At 72.3% G+C, this 15,142-nt stretch carries 13 protein-coding genes; 8 read left to right on the top strand and 5 right to left on the bottom strand.

Annotation, left to right across the window (positions count from 1 at the left end):
- Window positions 1–57: 57 nt before the first annotated feature.
- The 5 genes from ACZ4EF_RS23675 (at window position 58) to ACZ4EF_RS23655 (ending at window position 5,827) form a co-directional block, all read left to right on the top strand.
- Complete coding sequence (locus tag ACZ4EF_RS23675) at window positions 58–1,179, top strand: hypothetical protein (RefSeq protein WP_467506336.1); 1,122 nt, start codon at window positions 58–60, stop codon at window positions 1,177–1,179.
- 174 nt (window positions 1,180–1,353) lie between these two features.
- Window positions 1,354–2,805, top strand: a complete 1,452-nt coding sequence (locus tag ACZ4EF_RS23670; RefSeq protein WP_467506335.1) for a hypothetical protein — start codon at window positions 1,354–1,356, stop codon at window positions 2,803–2,805.
- A gap of 210 nt (window positions 2,806–3,015) precedes the next feature.
- Window positions 3,016–3,942: a sortase gene (locus ACZ4EF_RS23665; RefSeq protein ID WP_355336918.1), complete on the top strand. Its 927-nt coding sequence runs from the start codon at window positions 3,016–3,018 to the stop codon at window positions 3,940–3,942.
- 153 nt (window positions 3,943–4,095) lie between these two features.
- A complete protein-coding gene (locus ACZ4EF_RS23660) occupies window positions 4,096–4,977 on the top strand; it encodes a phosphate ABC transporter ATP-binding protein (RefSeq protein ID WP_391163290.1) in 882 nt (293 codons plus the stop codon).
- 13 nt (window positions 4,978–4,990) lie between these two features.
- The gene (locus ACZ4EF_RS23655; protein WP_467506334.1) at window positions 4,991–5,827 is read left to right on the top strand and encodes a hypothetical protein; all 837 of its coding nucleotides are present in this window, start codon (window positions 4,991–4,993) and stop codon (window positions 5,825–5,827) included.
- 33 nt (window positions 5,828–5,860) lie between these two features.
- Here the strand turns inward: ACZ4EF_RS23655 and ACZ4EF_RS23650 are convergent, their stop codons facing one another.
- The 3 genes from ACZ4EF_RS23650 to ACZ4EF_RS23640 form a co-directional block, all read right to left on the bottom strand.
- The gene (locus ACZ4EF_RS23650; protein ID WP_467506333.1) at window positions 5,861–7,576 is read right to left on the bottom strand and encodes a phospho-sugar mutase; all 1,716 of its coding nucleotides are present in this window, start codon (window positions 7,574–7,576) and stop codon (window positions 5,861–5,863) included.
- Window positions 7,577–7,732: 156 nt separating this feature from the next.
- The gene (locus ACZ4EF_RS23645) at window positions 7,733–8,548 is read right to left on the bottom strand and encodes a purine-nucleoside phosphorylase (RefSeq protein WP_391050561.1); all 816 of its coding nucleotides are present in this window, start codon (window positions 8,546–8,548) and stop codon (window positions 7,733–7,735) included.
- An 849-nt stretch (window positions 8,549–9,397) separates the two neighbouring features.
- The gene (locus tag ACZ4EF_RS23640) at window positions 9,398–9,835 is read right to left on the bottom strand and encodes a gamma-glutamylcyclotransferase family protein (protein ID WP_355350335.1); all 438 of its coding nucleotides are present in this window, start codon (window positions 9,833–9,835) and stop codon (window positions 9,398–9,400) included.
- A gap of 130 nt (window positions 9,836–9,965) precedes the next feature.
- Here ACZ4EF_RS23640 and ACZ4EF_RS23635 point away from each other — a divergent pair, with 130 nt between their 5' ends.
- Window positions 9,966–11,423 (top strand): NAD(P)H-quinone dehydrogenase, encoded by a 1,458-nt coding sequence (locus ACZ4EF_RS23635; protein WP_355350338.1) that lies wholly within the window; start codon window positions 9,966–9,968, stop codon window positions 11,421–11,423.
- A gap of 178 nt (window positions 11,424–11,601) precedes the next feature.
- A complete protein-coding gene (locus ACZ4EF_RS23630; RefSeq protein ID WP_467346858.1) occupies window positions 11,602–12,519 on the top strand; it encodes a DeoR/GlpR family DNA-binding transcription regulator in 918 nt (305 codons plus the stop codon).
- Between the two features lie 39 nt (window positions 12,520–12,558).
- Here the strand turns inward: ACZ4EF_RS23630 and ACZ4EF_RS23625 are convergent, their stop codons facing one another.
- Window positions 12,559–13,170, bottom strand: coding sequence for a TetR/AcrR family transcriptional regulator (locus ACZ4EF_RS23625; RefSeq protein WP_355350344.1), 612 nt, complete (start codon window positions 13,168–13,170; stop codon window positions 12,559–12,561).
- 220 nt (window positions 13,171–13,390) lie between these two features.
- On the opposite strand from ACZ4EF_RS23625, the gene ACZ4EF_RS23620 reads away from it, so the two are divergent.
- Window positions 13,391–14,824, top strand: coding sequence for an MFS transporter (locus ACZ4EF_RS23620; RefSeq protein ID WP_391163285.1), 1,434 nt, complete (start codon window positions 13,391–13,393; stop codon window positions 14,822–14,824).
- Window positions 14,825–14,983: 159 nt separating this feature from the next.
- On the opposite strand, the gene ACZ4EF_RS23615 is transcribed toward ACZ4EF_RS23620, so the two are convergent.
- On the bottom strand, window positions 14,984–15,142 hold a 159-nt coding region (locus ACZ4EF_RS23615; RefSeq protein WP_467506384.1), incomplete at its 5' end, for an acyl-CoA carboxylase biotin carboxyl carrier protein subunit.

Raw genomic sequence — 15,142 nt, 5'->3', positions numbered from 1 at the left:
CGGCACCGCGACGCGGTGCCACGTACACACCGGACTCCTTCAGGGGGAGAGAAGACAATGACGAGACGAAGACTGCGCGGCGTTCTGGTCGGCGCGCTCGCACTGGCCATGGGCACGGGCGCGCTGCTCGCGGGGGCGGCCACCGCAGGCGCCACCACCGGTACCCCGACGGCGACTTCGGGCACGGTCACCCTCACCGCCCGCGGCACCGGCATCGACGACGACTCGCCGTTCGCGCGGGTGTCGGTCGACAAGGCGTGCCCGGCGAACTACCAGGACGCCCTCACGGTGTCGCTCGTGGTGCCGGACGGCCGGGAGTCGCTCCTGGCCTCCCACCTGACCGGCGGCGCCCCGTACGCCAAGGCCCCGGTCACGGCGCAGGTCCCGGAGGCGTCGGGCAACGGCACCATCGTCCGGTCGATCGCCACCGCCTTCGACGTCGCCAGTGTCCCGGTGGCGGACGGCACCTACCCGATCCACGTGACCTGCGCGAACGCCGACCGGGCGAACTTCCCCGAGCACCCGACGTTCACCGGCTTCATCGACGTGACCGGTGACACCTGGCAGGTCTCCGGCCACGCCGCCCCGGTCGCCACCAGCGTCAGGCTCAGCGCCGACCCGGCCAACCACGTCCAGGTCGGCAAGCCCTTCACGCTCACCGCGAAGGTCGCGGGCGGCGTGCCCGGAGCCGTCCAGTTCGAGGCGGACAACGGCGTCACCGTGTACGACACCCCGGTGCCGGTCGTGAACGGCGTGGCCACCTTCCAGCCGCCGGCCAACACCGCGCCGAACGTCCGCAGTTACATCGCGGTCTTCATCCCCGCCGACCAACTCGCCTACGCGCAGGACTACTCGGTCCTCAGCTACTCGTTCGTCAACGCGCCGTCCGTCACGGTGACCGACGCGGACGGCAACGCCCTCGGGGACAGCCCGCAGTTGACCCCCGGACAGCACATCAAGGTCTCCGCGCAGGGCTTCCTGCCGCAGAGCCAGGAGCAGGTGCTGCCGTTCGTGTCCAACGCCCTCGCGCTCTTCGCCCCGGTGGCGACCGACGCGCGGGGCTCGGTCACCGGCTACGACCTGACGGTGCCGAAGCTGATCGCCCGCGGCTCCCACACCCTGACCCTCACCGGTCTGTGCAGCTTCGTCCAGGTCTCCTTCACCTTCACCACGAAGTGACCGCGAAACAGCGCTGACCAGCACAGACGTACCACCGGCCGGGCATCGTCCAGATGCCCGGCTGCCGCCGTGACACGGCGGAAACGGCACCGCCACCGCACGACCCGCACGTGATCACCGCACGACCCGCACGACTCGTACGACCGACGCATATCCCCGAGGGGACGAGGAGACATGAAACGAAGAATGCATGCGGCGCTGCTGAGCGTGCTCGCACTGGTCCTGGGCACCGGGGCCCTGGTCCTCACCACCGCGGGGACCGCGAACGCGGATCTGGCCGGGAACGTGACGCTGTCGCCCGCCGCCGGCACCGTCGACGACTCCCCGGCCTTCACGTCGGTCTCGGTCGACCAGGCATGCCCCACGAACTACCAGGACGCCGTGAGCGTGTACATCGTCCTCGACGGCGCGGAGTCGCTCCTGGCGACCCACTTGACCAACGGCGCCCCGTTCTCGACCGCCCCCATCACCGCGCGGCTCCCGGCCTCGGGGGGCAACGGCACGATCCTCCGGTCGATCAGCTCCGCGTTCGACGCGTCAAGCGTGGAACTCGCCGACGGCACGTATCCGATCGACGTGGTCTGCAAGTCCGCCGACCCGTCCGCCGGGGACCTGCCGACCTTCACCACGTTCATCGAGATCACCGGCTCCGACTGGGCGGTGAAGACGGTCACCCCGCCGACGTCGACCTCCGTCGTTCTCACCGTCGACCCGGCGGGCCGGGCCGTGGCGGACAAGAAGATCACCCTCAAGGCCACCGTCACGCCGGACACCGCCGAAGGCACCGTGACCTTCAAGCAGGGCGCCGTGCCCGTCACCGGCGGGAACATGATTCCGCTGGTCAACGGCGTGGCGACGGCGAGCATTCCAGGGATCGGCAACCCCGGCGTCATCACGCTCTCGGCGCAGTTCACGCCCAGCGACCCGCTCAAGTTCGCCGCCAGCCAGAACGGGGTGTCGTATCCCGTGGTGGCCGAGCCCGACCTGACCGTGCTCGACGACTCCGGGACCGAACTGCACGACACCCCGGCGCTCACCAAGGGCCAGAAGATCAAGGTCACCGCGGAGGGGTTCCTGCCGGGCCCCACGGGCGGGAACGGCGAGAAGATCACCTTCGCGCTGGACGGGTCCCCGGCCGCCGACGACGCGACCGCCGACAACAGCGGCAAGATCGCCAACTACGCGGTGACCCTGCCCGCCGACCTCGCCGACGGCAGCCACTCCCTGCTGCTGACCGGCGCGACCAGCGGCATCAAGCAGACGTTCGCGTTCACGGCGGGCGCGGGCACCTCGCCGACCGACGATCCGACCGGCACGCCGACCGACGAGCCCACGGACACCCCGACCGACACCCCCACGGACACGCCCACCGACACCGGCGGCGCGGACGGCGGAGGCACGTCGACAGACGGCGGCGCGGCCAACGGCGGTCTGTCCAGCGGCGGTTCGTCGGGGACGTCGGGCGGCTCCGGCGGCGGCAACGGCCCGCTGGCGGCCACCGGAGCCACCGGTGTCGTCCCGCTGAGCGTGCTGGCGTTCCTGATGGTGACCGGTGGCGGCTATGCCGCCTACCGGGTGCGCAGGGACGGCAAGTTGCTCACCTTCGGTCCCACGCCGCGCGACTGACCGTACGCGGTACGCGGTACGCCGGGCGGCGGGCGGTTCCGACCGTCCGCCGCCCGGCGACCGGCCGTACTGCCGCCGTACGACCGGCCGTTACGACCGACCGCTACGACCGGTCCGTACGACCGCTGTCGGGGCCGCGTACGAGACCGCGGCGCCGACCCCCCGTCCGAGCACGTCAGCGAAACGCACGCACGCGAAGGAGCGCCACCCGTGGCCGTACTGTCACCGTCCCGCGAGGCCGCCGGGCCGCCGCCGGAACCGGCCGAGCCGCAGAAAGGTCGGGCGGCCGAACAGCCGCCCGCCGCCTGGTTCGTCATCCCGGGCGCGGCACTGACCCTGCTGGCCGCGCTGCTGCTCGGATTCGTCGTCAATCTCACGCTGCTCGGCCACGTCGAGCACGCCCGCGCCCAGCAGACCGGTTACGCCGACCTGCGCGCCCAACTCGCCAAGGGCACGGCCCCGGTGGGCCGCCTGGACGACAAGGGCGAGCCCGTGCCGCTGGGTTCGCCGGTCGCGGTGCTGCACATCAAGGCGATCGGCCTCAAGGAGGTCGTCTTCCAGGGCACGACGTCCGGTGTGCTCAGGTCGGGTCCTGGGCACCGCAGGGACACCCCGCTGCCGGGCCAGCCGGGCACCAGCATCGTGATGGGCCGTCAGTGGGGCTACGGCAGCCCGTTCAACCACATCGACGAGCTGAAGGCCGGGGACCCGATCACCGTCACGACGGGCCAGGGCCAGCAGCGGTACCAGGTGACCGGGGTGCGGCACGCGGGCGACCCGGCGCCCGCGCTGCCCGGCACCGGACAGGGCCGGCTGATCCTGATGACCGCGACCGGCGGCCTCTACACCCCGCACGGTGTGCTGCGGGTGGACGCGGAACTGGTCAGCGACGTCCAGCCGGGCCCGGCGGCGGGCGGCGGCATCTCGGCGGCCGAGCAGCCGCTGGCCGGTGACCCGGCCGCCTGGCTGCCGATCCTGCTGTGGACGCAGGGGCTGCTGCTCGTCGCGGTCGCCGTCACCTGGACCTACCGGCGCTGGGGGCGCTGGCAGACGTGGATCTGCGCGGTCCCGGTGCTCGCCGCCGTCGTGGTCGCCCTGTCCGGTGAGGCCACCCGCCTGCTGCCCAACCTGCTGTGAGACCAGCGTACTTGGGACCGGGGTGCTGGACCGGCGTGCTGGAGGCCGGACCGCCTGGTACCGGACCGCCTGGGACCTGACCGCTTGAGCCGCTTTCGGACCGAGCCCGCCACGAACCGCCCCGACGCATACCCGACGCATATGAGGAACACGATGTCAGCGACTGACGAGACCGTCGTACTGCCGCCCGTCCCCGGCGACCCGCCGACCGGCGGCGACCCCCGCTCCGATTCCCGCTCCGATTCCCGTTCCGCCTCCCGTTCCGCGACCCTCGACGCCCGTGAGGTGTCGGCCTGGTTCGGCGACCACAAGGTGCTCGACCGGGTGTCGCTCACCATGCCCGCGCAGCGCGTCACCGCGCTGATCGGCCCCTCCGGCTGCGGCAAGTCCACCTTCCTGCGCATCCTCAACCGCATGCACGAACTGATCGGCACCGCCTCGCTCGCCGGGCAGGTCCTGCTCGACGGCGAGGACATCTACGACCGGGGCCGCCGGATCACCCACGCCCGCCGCGAGATCGGCATGGTCTTCCAGAAGCCGAACCCGTTCCCCGCGATGTCGATCTACGACAACGTGCTGGCCGGACTGAAGATGAACGGCGTCAAGGCCGGGCGCGGCGAGCGCGACGACCTGGTCGAGGAGTGCCTGACCAAGGCCGGGCTGTGGAAGGAAGTACGCGACCGGCTGCGGCAGCCCGGCGGCGCGCTCTCCGGCGGCCAGCAGCAACGCCTGTGCATCGCACGGTCGTTGGCGGTACGGCCGCGCGTGCTGCTGATGGACGAGCCGTGCTCCGCGCTCGACCCGACCTCCACGCGGCGCATCGAGCAGACCATCGGCGAGCTGTCCGACGACGTGACCATCGTCATCGTCACCCACAACATGCAGCAGGCCGCCCGTGTCTCGGACTCCTGCGCCTTCTTCCTCGCCGAACAGGGCACGCCCGGCGTCATCGTGGAGCACGGCCCGACCGACGACATGTTCAACCGCCCGCAGGACCCACGCACGTCGGACTACGTCAACGGCCGGTTCGGCTGAGCGGCGGCGCCCCGTGCGACCTCCGCGCAGCCCACGGTGCCGCCCGTACGCACCCGCGCTGCTGACCGCGTCCGTGGCCACCGCGCTGGCCGCGGCCCTGACCTCGTGCGCCCACCCGGCGGCGCACACCCCACCGGCCGCCGCGGACCGTACGCGCGTCCCCGTACAGCGGCCGTCCGCGCCCGCCGTGCCCAGCGCGCCCGCCGTGCCCGACCCGTCCGCCGCGTCACCGGCCGGGGACGCCAACCGGCCGCGTCCGTACGCCGATCCGGCCGCGAGCACCCCACCGGCCTTCCCGCCGCCGACCGGGAAGGCCGAGGCCGTGAAGGGCACGAAGGGCACGAAGGGAGCCGGGGCATCCGCCGCCCCCTCCCGGACGGGCGCGCCGCCGCCCGCCACGACGGCCGCCCGGCCGGGGCCGAACCCGTCCCGCGGCGCACCCGCCGCGCCGAAGAAGGCCGCCGCCGAGCGTCAATACCCGCCCGGCACCACGGTGTTGCGGATCGGCGACTGGTCACGGCCCGTCGTGCGCGGCGACCAGGCCACCATCGACGCGTGCGGGGCGGCCGTGCTGTTCTCGGGACCCGATCCGGCGCTCTCCGACGGCTACGAGATGCGGACCTCCGTCATCGTCGGCCACGACTACTGCGGCTACGACAAGCTCGCCCCGCTGCCGGTCGGCACCCGCGTCACCCTGGACACCCCGAAGGGCACGCTGTCCTTCCACGTCTACGCCACCTACGTCAACCCCGGCAGGGGCGGCCCCGACAACGGCCTCTACTGGGGCGACCTCACCCTCCAGACCTGCGTGGGCCCGGACACCGGCTTCAGCTATCTGACCCGCGACTGAACGGGCCCGACTCGCACGCGATGTGACGCGCCGTCAAATACCCGCCGCCGACGCCACATCCGCCTTCAGCGCGGCCATCACCTCGTCGGCCGTACGCCGCGCCGCGCCCAGATCGGCGGCCGAGGCCACCGGCACCACGACCTCCAGGTAGCACTTCAGCTTCGGCTCGGTACCGCTCGGCCGGACGACCACCCGCGCCGACTCGACGGTCCCGGCGCCCGCCAGGTGGTAGCGCAGCCCGTCCGTCGGCGGCAACTGCTCGCTGCCCGCGGCCAGATCGTCGGCCGACGTCACCGCGAGGCCCGCGAGCGCGGCCGGCGGCCGATCGCGCAGCCGGGCCATCGCGTCCGCGATCAGCGAGAGGTCGGCGACCCGCGCCGAGAGCTGGTCGGTGGCGTGCAGACCGTGGTCGAGCGCGATGTCGTCCAGCAGGTCGGTGAGCGTGCGCGAGTGCTGCTTGAGGGTCGCGGCCAGTTCGGCGATCAGCAGCGCCGCCGTGATGCCGTCCTTGTCGCGTACGCCCTCCGGGTCGACGCAGTAGCCCAGCGCCTCCTCGTACCCGTACCGCAGGCCCTCGACGCGGGCGATCCACTTGAAGCCGGTCAGCGTGTCCCGGTACGCCAGGCCCGCGCCCGCCGCGATCCTCGACAGCAGCGACGACGAGACGATGCTCGCCGCGAACGTGTCGCGCCCGGCCACCGCCGCGCCCGTACGCACCAGGTGCACCGCGAGCAGCGCGCCCAACTCGTCGCCGCGCAGCGTCCGCCAGCCCGCAGGGGAGTCGCGGTCGGGTACGGCGACGGCGCAGCGGTCGGCGTCCGGGTCGTTGGCGATTACGACGTCGGGGCCGACGGACTGGGCGCACTTGAACGCCAGGTCCATCGCCCCCGGCTCCTCCGGGTTCGGGAAGGCCACGGTGGGGAAGTCCGGGTCGGGCTCGGCCTGTTCGGACACGGGCGTCGGCGCGGGGAAACCGGCGCGGGAGAAGGCCGCCATCAGCGTCCGCAGGCCCACCCCGTGCATCGGCGTGTAGACCACCGACACATCGCGCGCGCCGCCCTCGGCGACCACGCCCGCCGCGCGGGCCAGATACGCCTCCACCACGTCGGGGCCGAGCACCCGCCAACCGCCCGCCGCCAGCGGCACATCGGCCAGCGCGCCCACCGCGGCGATCCGTTCGGCGATCTCCGCGTCGGCCGGGGGCACGATCTGCGAGCCGTCGCCCAGATAGACCTTGTAGCCGTTGTCCTGCGGCGGATTGTGGCTCGCGGTCACCATCACCCCGGCCGCGGCGCCCAAGTGCCTGATGGCGTAGGCCAGTACGGGCGTCGGCAGCGGCGAGGGCAGCAGCGCGGCGCGCAGCCCGGCGCCGACCATCACGGCCACGGTGTCGCGCGCGAAGTCGTACGACTTGTGCCGGGCGTCGTAGCCGACCACGACCAGGGCGTCCTCGGCGCGCTCCCCGAGATACGCGGCCAGGCCCGCGGCGGCCCTGATCACCACCGCGCGGTTCATCCGCATCGGCCCGGCGCCCAGCTCGCCGCGCAGGCCCGCGGTGCCGAACTGGAGCGTGCCGCTGAAACGGTCCCCCAGATCCGCGAGGGCCTGCGCGCCCCGCGGGTCGTCCGGGCCCGCCTGCGCGGCCTCCAGGACGCCCGCCAGCTCCGCGCGGGTGTCCGGGTCCGGGTCCTCCGCCAGCCACTGGCACGCGCGCTCCACCAGCTCACGCCCGCCGTTTCCGCCCGCCATGCCGCTCTCCGTTCCACGTGGGTCGGGCCGCCAGGGCCCGCCCCTCCAGCCGATGCCGCCGCGCGGGGCGGCAGGGCCGGTTTCCACCGGCAGGGTCAGTTTTACGTACTACCCCGCCCGTCCACCCGGCTTTACGCGCCCGCGGGCTCCACGTGCCTACAGACGTCCGAGGACGCGCCCGAGCAGCGAACCCATCCGGGTCGCGGACTCGCGGCCCGCCTCCAGCACTTCCTCGTGGTTGAGCGGCGCGCCCGTCATGCCCGCGGCCAGGTTCGTGACCAGCGAGATGCCCAGCACCTCGGCGCCGGCCTCGCGGGCCGCGATGGCCTCCAGCGTGGTCGACATCCCGACCAGGTCGCCGCCGATCGCCCGCACCATCCCGATCTCGGCCGGGGTCTCGTAGTGCGGCCCGGGAAGCTGGACGTAGACGCCCTCCTCCAGGGTCGGGTCGATCTCGCGGCACAGCGTCCGCAGCCGCGGCGAGTACAGGTCGGTGAGGTCGACGAAATTCGCGCCCACTATCGGCGAGGTCGCCGTCATGTTGATGTGGTCGCTGATCAGCACCGGCTGGCCCGGCAGGTAACCGGGGCGCAGGCCGCCGCAGCCGTTGGTGAGCACCACCGTCTTGCAGCCGGCCGCCACCGCCGTGCGCACTCCGTGCACGACGCTGGAGACGCCCCGGCCCTCGTACAGGTGCGTACGGCCCAGGAAGATCAGGGCGCGCACTCCGCCGATCCGCACGGAGCGGAGTTTGCCCGAGTGGCCCTCCACCGCCGGGGCCGGGAAGCCCGGCAGGTCGGTGATCGACAGCTCATAGTCCGCCACGCCCAGCTCGTCGGCCGCGGGCACCCAGCCCGAGCCCATCACCAGGGCGACGTCGTGGGTCTCGGCGCCGGTCAGCTCGCGCAGGCGGGCGGCGGCGGCGTCGGCCGCGGCGTAGGGGTCGGCATTCACAGAAGCGTTCACGCGCATGAGGGTAACCTGTCTCGGCCTACGCGCGTAGACGGTGCCCTGGGCTTACGAAGTGCGGCTCCTCCGGCAGGGCCCCGTTTTTGCCCGCCCGCCCACCCGTGCGGGTGCTTTTTCGTCTGCGGGTGCCGCTTGTGCCTGGTCGGTGCCGGGCCGGGGCACCTCCTCGAAATCCGTATCACCTGGCCTTCGCGAATCCGGCACCCGGCCGTCAACGTATTTCTGCGGGGGCACCCCGCCCCGTCCCCTCCTCGCTCGTCGGCGTCCGCCTGCCGGTGGGGGTGGCCGGGGAAGGGGGTGGGTGGGTCAGGGCCCGTCCGCGTCCGCCTGTCCGGTGGGGGTGCCGGGAGGCGGGTTGGCTCGGGCACCTCGGCGGGTACCTGCCGGTTGGGGGCGCCGAGGGGGTGGGTGGGCGCGGGCACGTCGGCGTCTGACGGTCCGCTGTGGTGGCGGAGGGGAGTGCGGTGCGGGTCCTGCGCCGCCGTCGACCTGCCGGGGTGGGCGCGAGGGCTCCAGTACGTCGGCGTGTGCCTGTGCGCTGCGGCTGAGGGAGCCACCCATGCAGCTCCTTGGGTGGAGGACGCTCGGGGTGCCCTCATGGTCTTTGACACCCTCCCCGGCCACCCCCACCGGCGGGCGGACGCCGACGTACCGGGAGGGGACGGGCCGGGGTGCCCCCGCAGAAATGCGGTGACAAGAAGGGCACCGGATACAGGAGGCCAGGTAGCCGCATTTCGAGGAGGTGCCCCGGACCGGCACCGACCCAGGCACAAGCGGCACCCGCAGACGAAGAAAGCACCCGCACGGGTGGGCGGGCGGGCAAAAAAGACACGGCCGGGAAAGGCCCAGGCGCTAGCAGGGCCTCTTGCGGAGGGACATGACGTAGTCATGCGGGGCCCCGGCAGACTCGGCGGCGTCAGCCAACTCACCGAGGTAGCGGGCAGAGGGCAGCCCGCCCTCGTAGTCGTTGAGCACGTAGAGCCACGAGGCGACCTCCCCGTCGAGCGTGTGAACGCGGACGGTGGCGCGCCGGTAGAGACCGAGCGGCACACCCTCCCAGCGATCGAGCGACTCCTCGTCGACGGGCGCGATGTCGTACAGCCCGACGAAGACCTGGCTGTCCTCGTCCTCCACGAGCGTGGCAAGCGCCCCCTCCCACCCCATCTGCTCGCCGCCGAAGGTGAGCCGCCAGCCGTCGAGCCAGCCGGTGCCGCGCAGGGGGGAGTGCGGGGCGCGGCGGGTCATCAGCCGCGCGTCGAGGTTGCTGGCGTAGGCGGCGTAGAGCGACATGACCACGAGAGTACGGGAGCACGCGCGGCGGACGGCCGCACGCCGTTTCGGGGTGTCCGCACGGCGGGCGACGGCGCCCGGATCGGACAAGCGTGCCCCCTGGCGGAGAACACTTGGCGCGTGCGGGACAATGGGGTACGTGACAAGGATCGTGATCATCGGAGGCGGACCCGGCGGCTACGAAGCTGCCCTGGTGGCGGCGCAGCTCGGCGCGGAGGTGACCGTCGTGGACTGCGACGGCCTGGGCGGGGCGTCGGTGCTGACCGACTGCGTACCGTCCAAGACCCTCATCGCCACCGCCGAGGTGATGACGACGTTCGATTCGTCGTACGAGGAACTCGGCATCATCGTCGCCGACGACACCCCGCCGCTGGAGCGCGCGGCGCGCGTCGTCGGGGTGGACCTGGGCAAGGTCAACCGACGCGTGAAGCGCCTGGCGCTCGCGCAGTCGCACGACATCACCGCGTCCGTGACGCGGGCCGGCGCCCGGGTGATGCGCGGGCGGGGGCGGCTCGACGGCTGTCAGACCGCCGCCGACGGCAGCCGCTGCGTGGTGGTCGAGGCCGCGGACGGCACGACCGAGCGGCTGACCGCAGACGCGGTGCTCGTGGCGACCGGCGCGCGCCCGCGCGAACTGGAGGACGCGCTGCCGGACGGCGAGCGCATCCTCAACTGGACGCAGGTCTACGACCTGGACGAGCTGCCCGAGGAACTGATCGTGGTCGGCTCCGGCGTGACCGGCGCGGAGTTCGCGGGCGCGTACCAGGCGCTCGGCTCCACGGTGACGCTCGTGTCGTCCCGCGACCGGGTGCTGCCCGGCGAGGACCCGGACGCCGCCGCCGTACTGGAGGACGTCTTCCGGCGCCGCGGCATGAACGTGATGGCCCGCTCCCGCGCCCAGTCCGTCAAGCGGATCGGCGACCGGGTCGAGGTCGCGCTGGCCGACGGCCGGGTGATCACGGGCACGCACTGCCTGATGGCGGTCGGCGCGATCCCGAACACCTCGGGCATGGGGCTGGAGGAGTCGGGCGTGAAGCTGACCGACTCCGGTCACATCTGGACCGACAAGGTGTCGCGGACGAGCGCGCCCGGCGTGTACGCGGCCGGTGACGTGACCGGGATCTTCGCGCTCGCGTCGGTCGCGGCCATGCAGGGCCGGATCGCGATGTACCACTTCCTCGGCGACGCGGTGGCCCCGCTCAACCTCAAGACGGTCTCCTCGAACGTCTTCACCGACCCGGAGATCGCCACCGTCGGCTACACGCAGGCCGACGTGGACAACAAGCGGATCGTGGCCAATGTCGTCAAGCTGCCGCTGCTGCGCAATCCTCGGGCCAAGATGCAGGGCATCAGGGACGGCTTCGTGAAGCTGTTCTGCCGTCCCGGCACGGGCATCGTGGTCGGGGGAGTGGTGGTCGCGCCCAAGGCCAGCGAGCTGATCCACCCCATCTCGATCGCCGTCGACAACAATCTGACGGTCGAGCAGATCGCCAGCGCCTTCACCGTGTACCCGTCGCTGTCCGGCTCGGTGGCCGAGGTAGCACGGCAGTTGCACACCCGCAAGGCGGCCGAGGCGGATCTGGGCTGACGGCCCCTCGCGTCATCCGGAAAGGCGCCGTTTGCGAACGCACGGTCGGCGTATAGCACTCGCCGGTCTCTTTTGTGCACGACTTCCGTCATCTGGTGCAAAGTGCTGAAAGCCGACGGACGTTGGCGTTACTGTCGGTTCCGTGTTCGCTGCAGAACGTCGCCAATTGATCCTCGAAATGGTGCGGGCGAACGGGGCGGTCTCGCTCCGTGAACTCGCCCGTGTCGTCCAGACCTCAGAAGTGACCGTGCGCCGGGACGTGCGGGCGTTGGAGGCCGAAGGACTGCTGGACCGCCGGCACGGCGGTGCGGTCCTGCCCGGTGGCTTCACCAGGGAGTCCGGTTTCCCGCAGAAATCCCATCTAGCGACCGCGGAGAAGTCGGCCATCGCCGAACTCGCCGCCGATCTCGTGGACGAGGGCGAGGCCATCGTCGTCGGCGCGGGGACCACCACGCAGGAGCTGGCCCGTCGGCTCGCGCGGGTGCCGGGACTGACCGTGGTCACCAACTCCCTGCTGGTGGCACAGGCGTTGGCGCACGCCAACCGGGTCGAGGTGGTGATGACCGGCGGCACGCTGCGCGGGTCGAACTACGGCCTGGTGGGCAGCGGCGCCGAGCAGTCCCTCCAGGGGCTGCGGGTCTCCCGCGCCTTCCTGTCCGGCGCGGGCCTGACCGCCGAACGCGGCCTGTCCACGTCCAACATGCTCTCCGCGAGCGTGGACCGGGCGCTGGTGCAGTCCGCCGCCGAGGTCGTCGTCCTCGCCGACCACACCAAGCTCGGCACCGACACGATGTTCCAGACCGTGCCCACCGACCTCATCACCCACCTGGTCACCGACGAGCCGCCCGGCGGCGACGAGCGGGCCGGTACCGAACTCCAGGCGCTCGCCGACCGCGGCGTGCAGATCACCGTGGCGCCGCTGACCGGCGCGGACGCCATCGCCGCCGGACGTCCGCGCCACGACCAGCCTTTGCCAGGACCCCGGCGGCCCCAGCCCCTTCGCAGCGCCCAGCCGCTGCCCGGCGGCGGCCCGTCGCTGGCCGGAGGCGGCGGCACCGAGCCCACCCCGCGGCTGGCGGACGTCCGCCGCCGCTAGGGCTCCCCGCCCACCGGGGCTCCCCGCTACCCGAGCTTCCTAGACCGGCTCCGCGGCCGTCTCCCTCACGGCCCTGCGGCCGGTGTCCTCCACGGCCCCACGGCCGGTGTCCTGCCGGGTCCGCAGGCCGTCCAGGGTCAGCGTCATCAGGCGAACGAACAGCCCCGTGTCCTCCCGGTTGTTCTCCGCGGTCAGCACGATCGCGTTGATCAGCTTGAGCAGGTCGGACATGGTGGCGTCCGGCCTGATCTCGCCCGCGTCCTGCGCGCGCCGCAGCAGCGCCTCGCCCGACGAGCGCAGCAGCGCCTTGCACGCGGGCATCTTCGCGTCCGGCGCGGACATGATGGCCTTGGCGAGGCCGCGGTACGCGGTGGAGTGCACGGCGACCGCGTAGAGCCACTTGGTGAGCGCGTCGACCGGGTCCGGCTCCTCCAGCAGTTCTTGCGCGCGCGCGTTGAGCTTGACCAGTTCCCGCTCGAAGACGGCGTTCATCAGGGTGTAGCGGTCGGGGAAGTGGCGGTACAGCGTGCCGATGCCCACCCCGGCCTGCCGCGCGATGTCCTCCAGGGCGACGTCGGTGCCGTGCACGAAGAAGGCCTGGGCGGCCTCTTCCAGCAGCCGGTCGTAATTGCGCTGCGCGTCTGCCCGCATGGCGTCATGCCTCCTGAAGTGCCGGTCCTCACGGCTCGCCCGTACCCGCGGCGCGCCCACGTCCACGGCTGACCACGCCCACGCCACCCGTGCCCGCGGCTCGCCCGAACCCATCGTTCGTCAAAGTCCGCCCAAAAGCGATTGTAGAACCGGAGGCTGTCTCCGTATAGTTAACGGAGGAACCCTCCGTTTATTGCTCTCCGCTGGAGGCTTACTCAGCATGTCCACACCCGCAGTGCGCGCGCTCTCCACCGCATCCCGCACTCCGTCCCCCGCCCGTGGGCGCCCGTTCATCGCCCTCGTGGCCATCGTCGGCACGCAGCTCATGCTGCTGCTCGACGCCACCGTGGTGAATGTCGCCCTGCCGGGCATCGGCACCCATCTCGGCTTCTCGCCCACCGGCATGTCCTGGGTGCTGAACGTCTACACGCTCGCCTTCGGCGGCCTGCTGCTGCTCGGCAGCCGGATAGGCGACCTGATCGGCCGCCGCAGGGCGCTGATGTGGGGCGTCGGCGCCTTCACCCTCGCCTCCGTGGCCGGCGGCGTCGCCAACGACTCCACCACCCTGCTCATCGCCCGCGGCCTGCAAGGCGCCGCCGCCGCGCTGGCCGCGCCCAGCACCCTGGCGCTGATCGCCACCTCGTTCTCCGAGGGCTCGGAACGCAACCGCGCGCTGAGCGTCTTCTCCGCGATCTCCGGCGCCGGTTCCGCGATCGGCCTCACCGTCGGCGGCATGCTCACCGACTGGGGCTCCTGGCGCTGGGTCTTCTTCGTCAACGTCCCCGTGGGCCTGGCCATCGTGCTGCTCGCCCCGCGCTACATCAAGGAGACCGAGCGGCACCCCGGCGGCCGGTTCGACATCGCCGGCGCCCTGACCGGCACCCTCGGCATGGCCTCGCTGGTCTACGCCTTCATCCGCGTCGGCGAGAGCCACTGGACCGATTCCCGCGCCCTGACCAGCTTCGTCATCGCCGCCGCCCTGCTCGTGTCGTTCCTGATCAACGAGACCCGCGTCGAGCGCCCGCTGGTCGTGCTGCGGCTCTTCCTCAACCGCAACCGCGCGCTGGCGTACGGGATCATGCTGCTCGTCCCCGCCGGGATGTTCGGCGTGTTCTACTTCTCCACCCAGTACCTTCAGACGTATCTGCACTACAGCCCGCTGCGGACCGGCTTCGCCTTCCTGCCGCTGGCAGGACCGCTGTTCGTCGCCGCCCGCCTCGCCCCGCGCGCCCTCGCCCGCTTCGGCGCCAAGCGCGTCGCCGCCACCGGCGGTCTGTTCAACGTCGGCGGCACGGTCTGGCTCTCCACGCTCAACGCGTCCGACGGGTACGCGGGCGGCATCCTCGGCCCGCTGATCCTGATCGGTGTCGGCGTCGGCTTCACGATGATGCCGCTCAACACCTTCATCCTCTCCGGCGTCGAGCCGAAGGAGGCGGGCTCCGCGTCCGGGCTGCTCCAGACGATGCAGCAGGTCGGCGGCAGCCTCGGACTGTCCATCCTGGTCACGGTGTTCGGCACCGTCTCGCGCCATGCGCACAGCGAGCCGTTCATCCACGGCGCCACCGCCGCCTTCACCGCCGCCGCGGTCTTCACCGCCCTGTCCGTCGCCCTGGTCCTGGCGCTGCGCAGTCCGAAACCGGTGTCCCTGCGCTGACGGTGACCCGTTGACGGGGCTCTGTTGACCGCGTTGACGGTACGGAGCCGCGCGCGTGGACCGGCGCGCGAACGCCGGTGGGGCCGGTCGTCGTGACCGGCCCCACCGGCGTTTCTTACGTACGGCCGCTGCCGTACCGCCTTCGTGTGTGCTGTGGCGTCAGTCCTTGATTTCGCAGATGACGGCGCCGGAGGAGACGGAGGTGCCGACTTCGGCCTTGAGGCCGATGACGGTGCCCGACCGGTGGGCGTTCAGGGGCTGTTCCATCTTCATGGCCTCCAGGACCACGATCAGATCACCCGCGGTGACCTGCTGGCC

The sequence above is a fragment of the Streptomyces sp. NPDC025721 genome, from assembly GCF_055558595.1.
The sequence above is the reverse complement of the archived record's forward strand: the minus strand, read 5'-3'. Positions and strand labels throughout refer to the sequence as shown.

Bases quoted from the DNA above. Each gene is read 5' to 3' on its own strand.
- ACZ4EF_RS23670 (WP_467506335.1), top strand. From the start codon at position 1,354: ATGAAACGAAGAATGCATGCGGCGCTGCTGAGCGTGCTCGCACTGGTC.
- ACZ4EF_RS23640 (WP_355350335.1), bottom strand. From the start codon at position 9,835: ATGTCGCTCTACGCCGCCTACGCCAGCAACCTCGACGCGCGGCTGATG.
- ACZ4EF_RS23675 (WP_467506336.1), top strand. From the start codon at position 58: ATGACGAGACGAAGACTGCGCGGCGTTCTGGTCGGCGCGCTCGCACTG.
- ACZ4EF_RS23635 (WP_355350338.1), top strand. From the start codon at position 9,966: ATGGGGTACGTGACAAGGATCGTGATCATCGGAGGCGGACCCGGCGGC.
- ACZ4EF_RS23620 (WP_391163285.1), top strand. From the start codon at position 13,391: ATGTCCACACCCGCAGTGCGCGCGCTCTCCACCGCATCCCGCACTCCG.
- ACZ4EF_RS23645 (WP_391050561.1), bottom strand. From the start codon at position 8,548: ATGCGCGTGAACGCTTCTGTGAATGCCGACCCCTACGCCGCGGCCGAC.
- ACZ4EF_RS23660 (WP_391163290.1), top strand. From the start codon at position 4,096: ATGTCAGCGACTGACGAGACCGTCGTACTGCCGCCCGTCCCCGGCGAC.
- ACZ4EF_RS23625 (WP_355350344.1), bottom strand. From the start codon at position 13,170: ATGCGGGCAGACGCGCAGCGCAATTACGACCGGCTGCTGGAAGAGGCC.
- ACZ4EF_RS23630 (WP_467346858.1), top strand. From the start codon at position 11,602: ATGGTGCGGGCGAACGGGGCGGTCTCGCTCCGTGAACTCGCCCGTGTC.
- ACZ4EF_RS23650 (WP_467506333.1), bottom strand. From the start codon at position 7,576: ATGGCGGGCGGAAACGGCGGGCGTGAGCTGGTGGAGCGCGCGTGCCAG.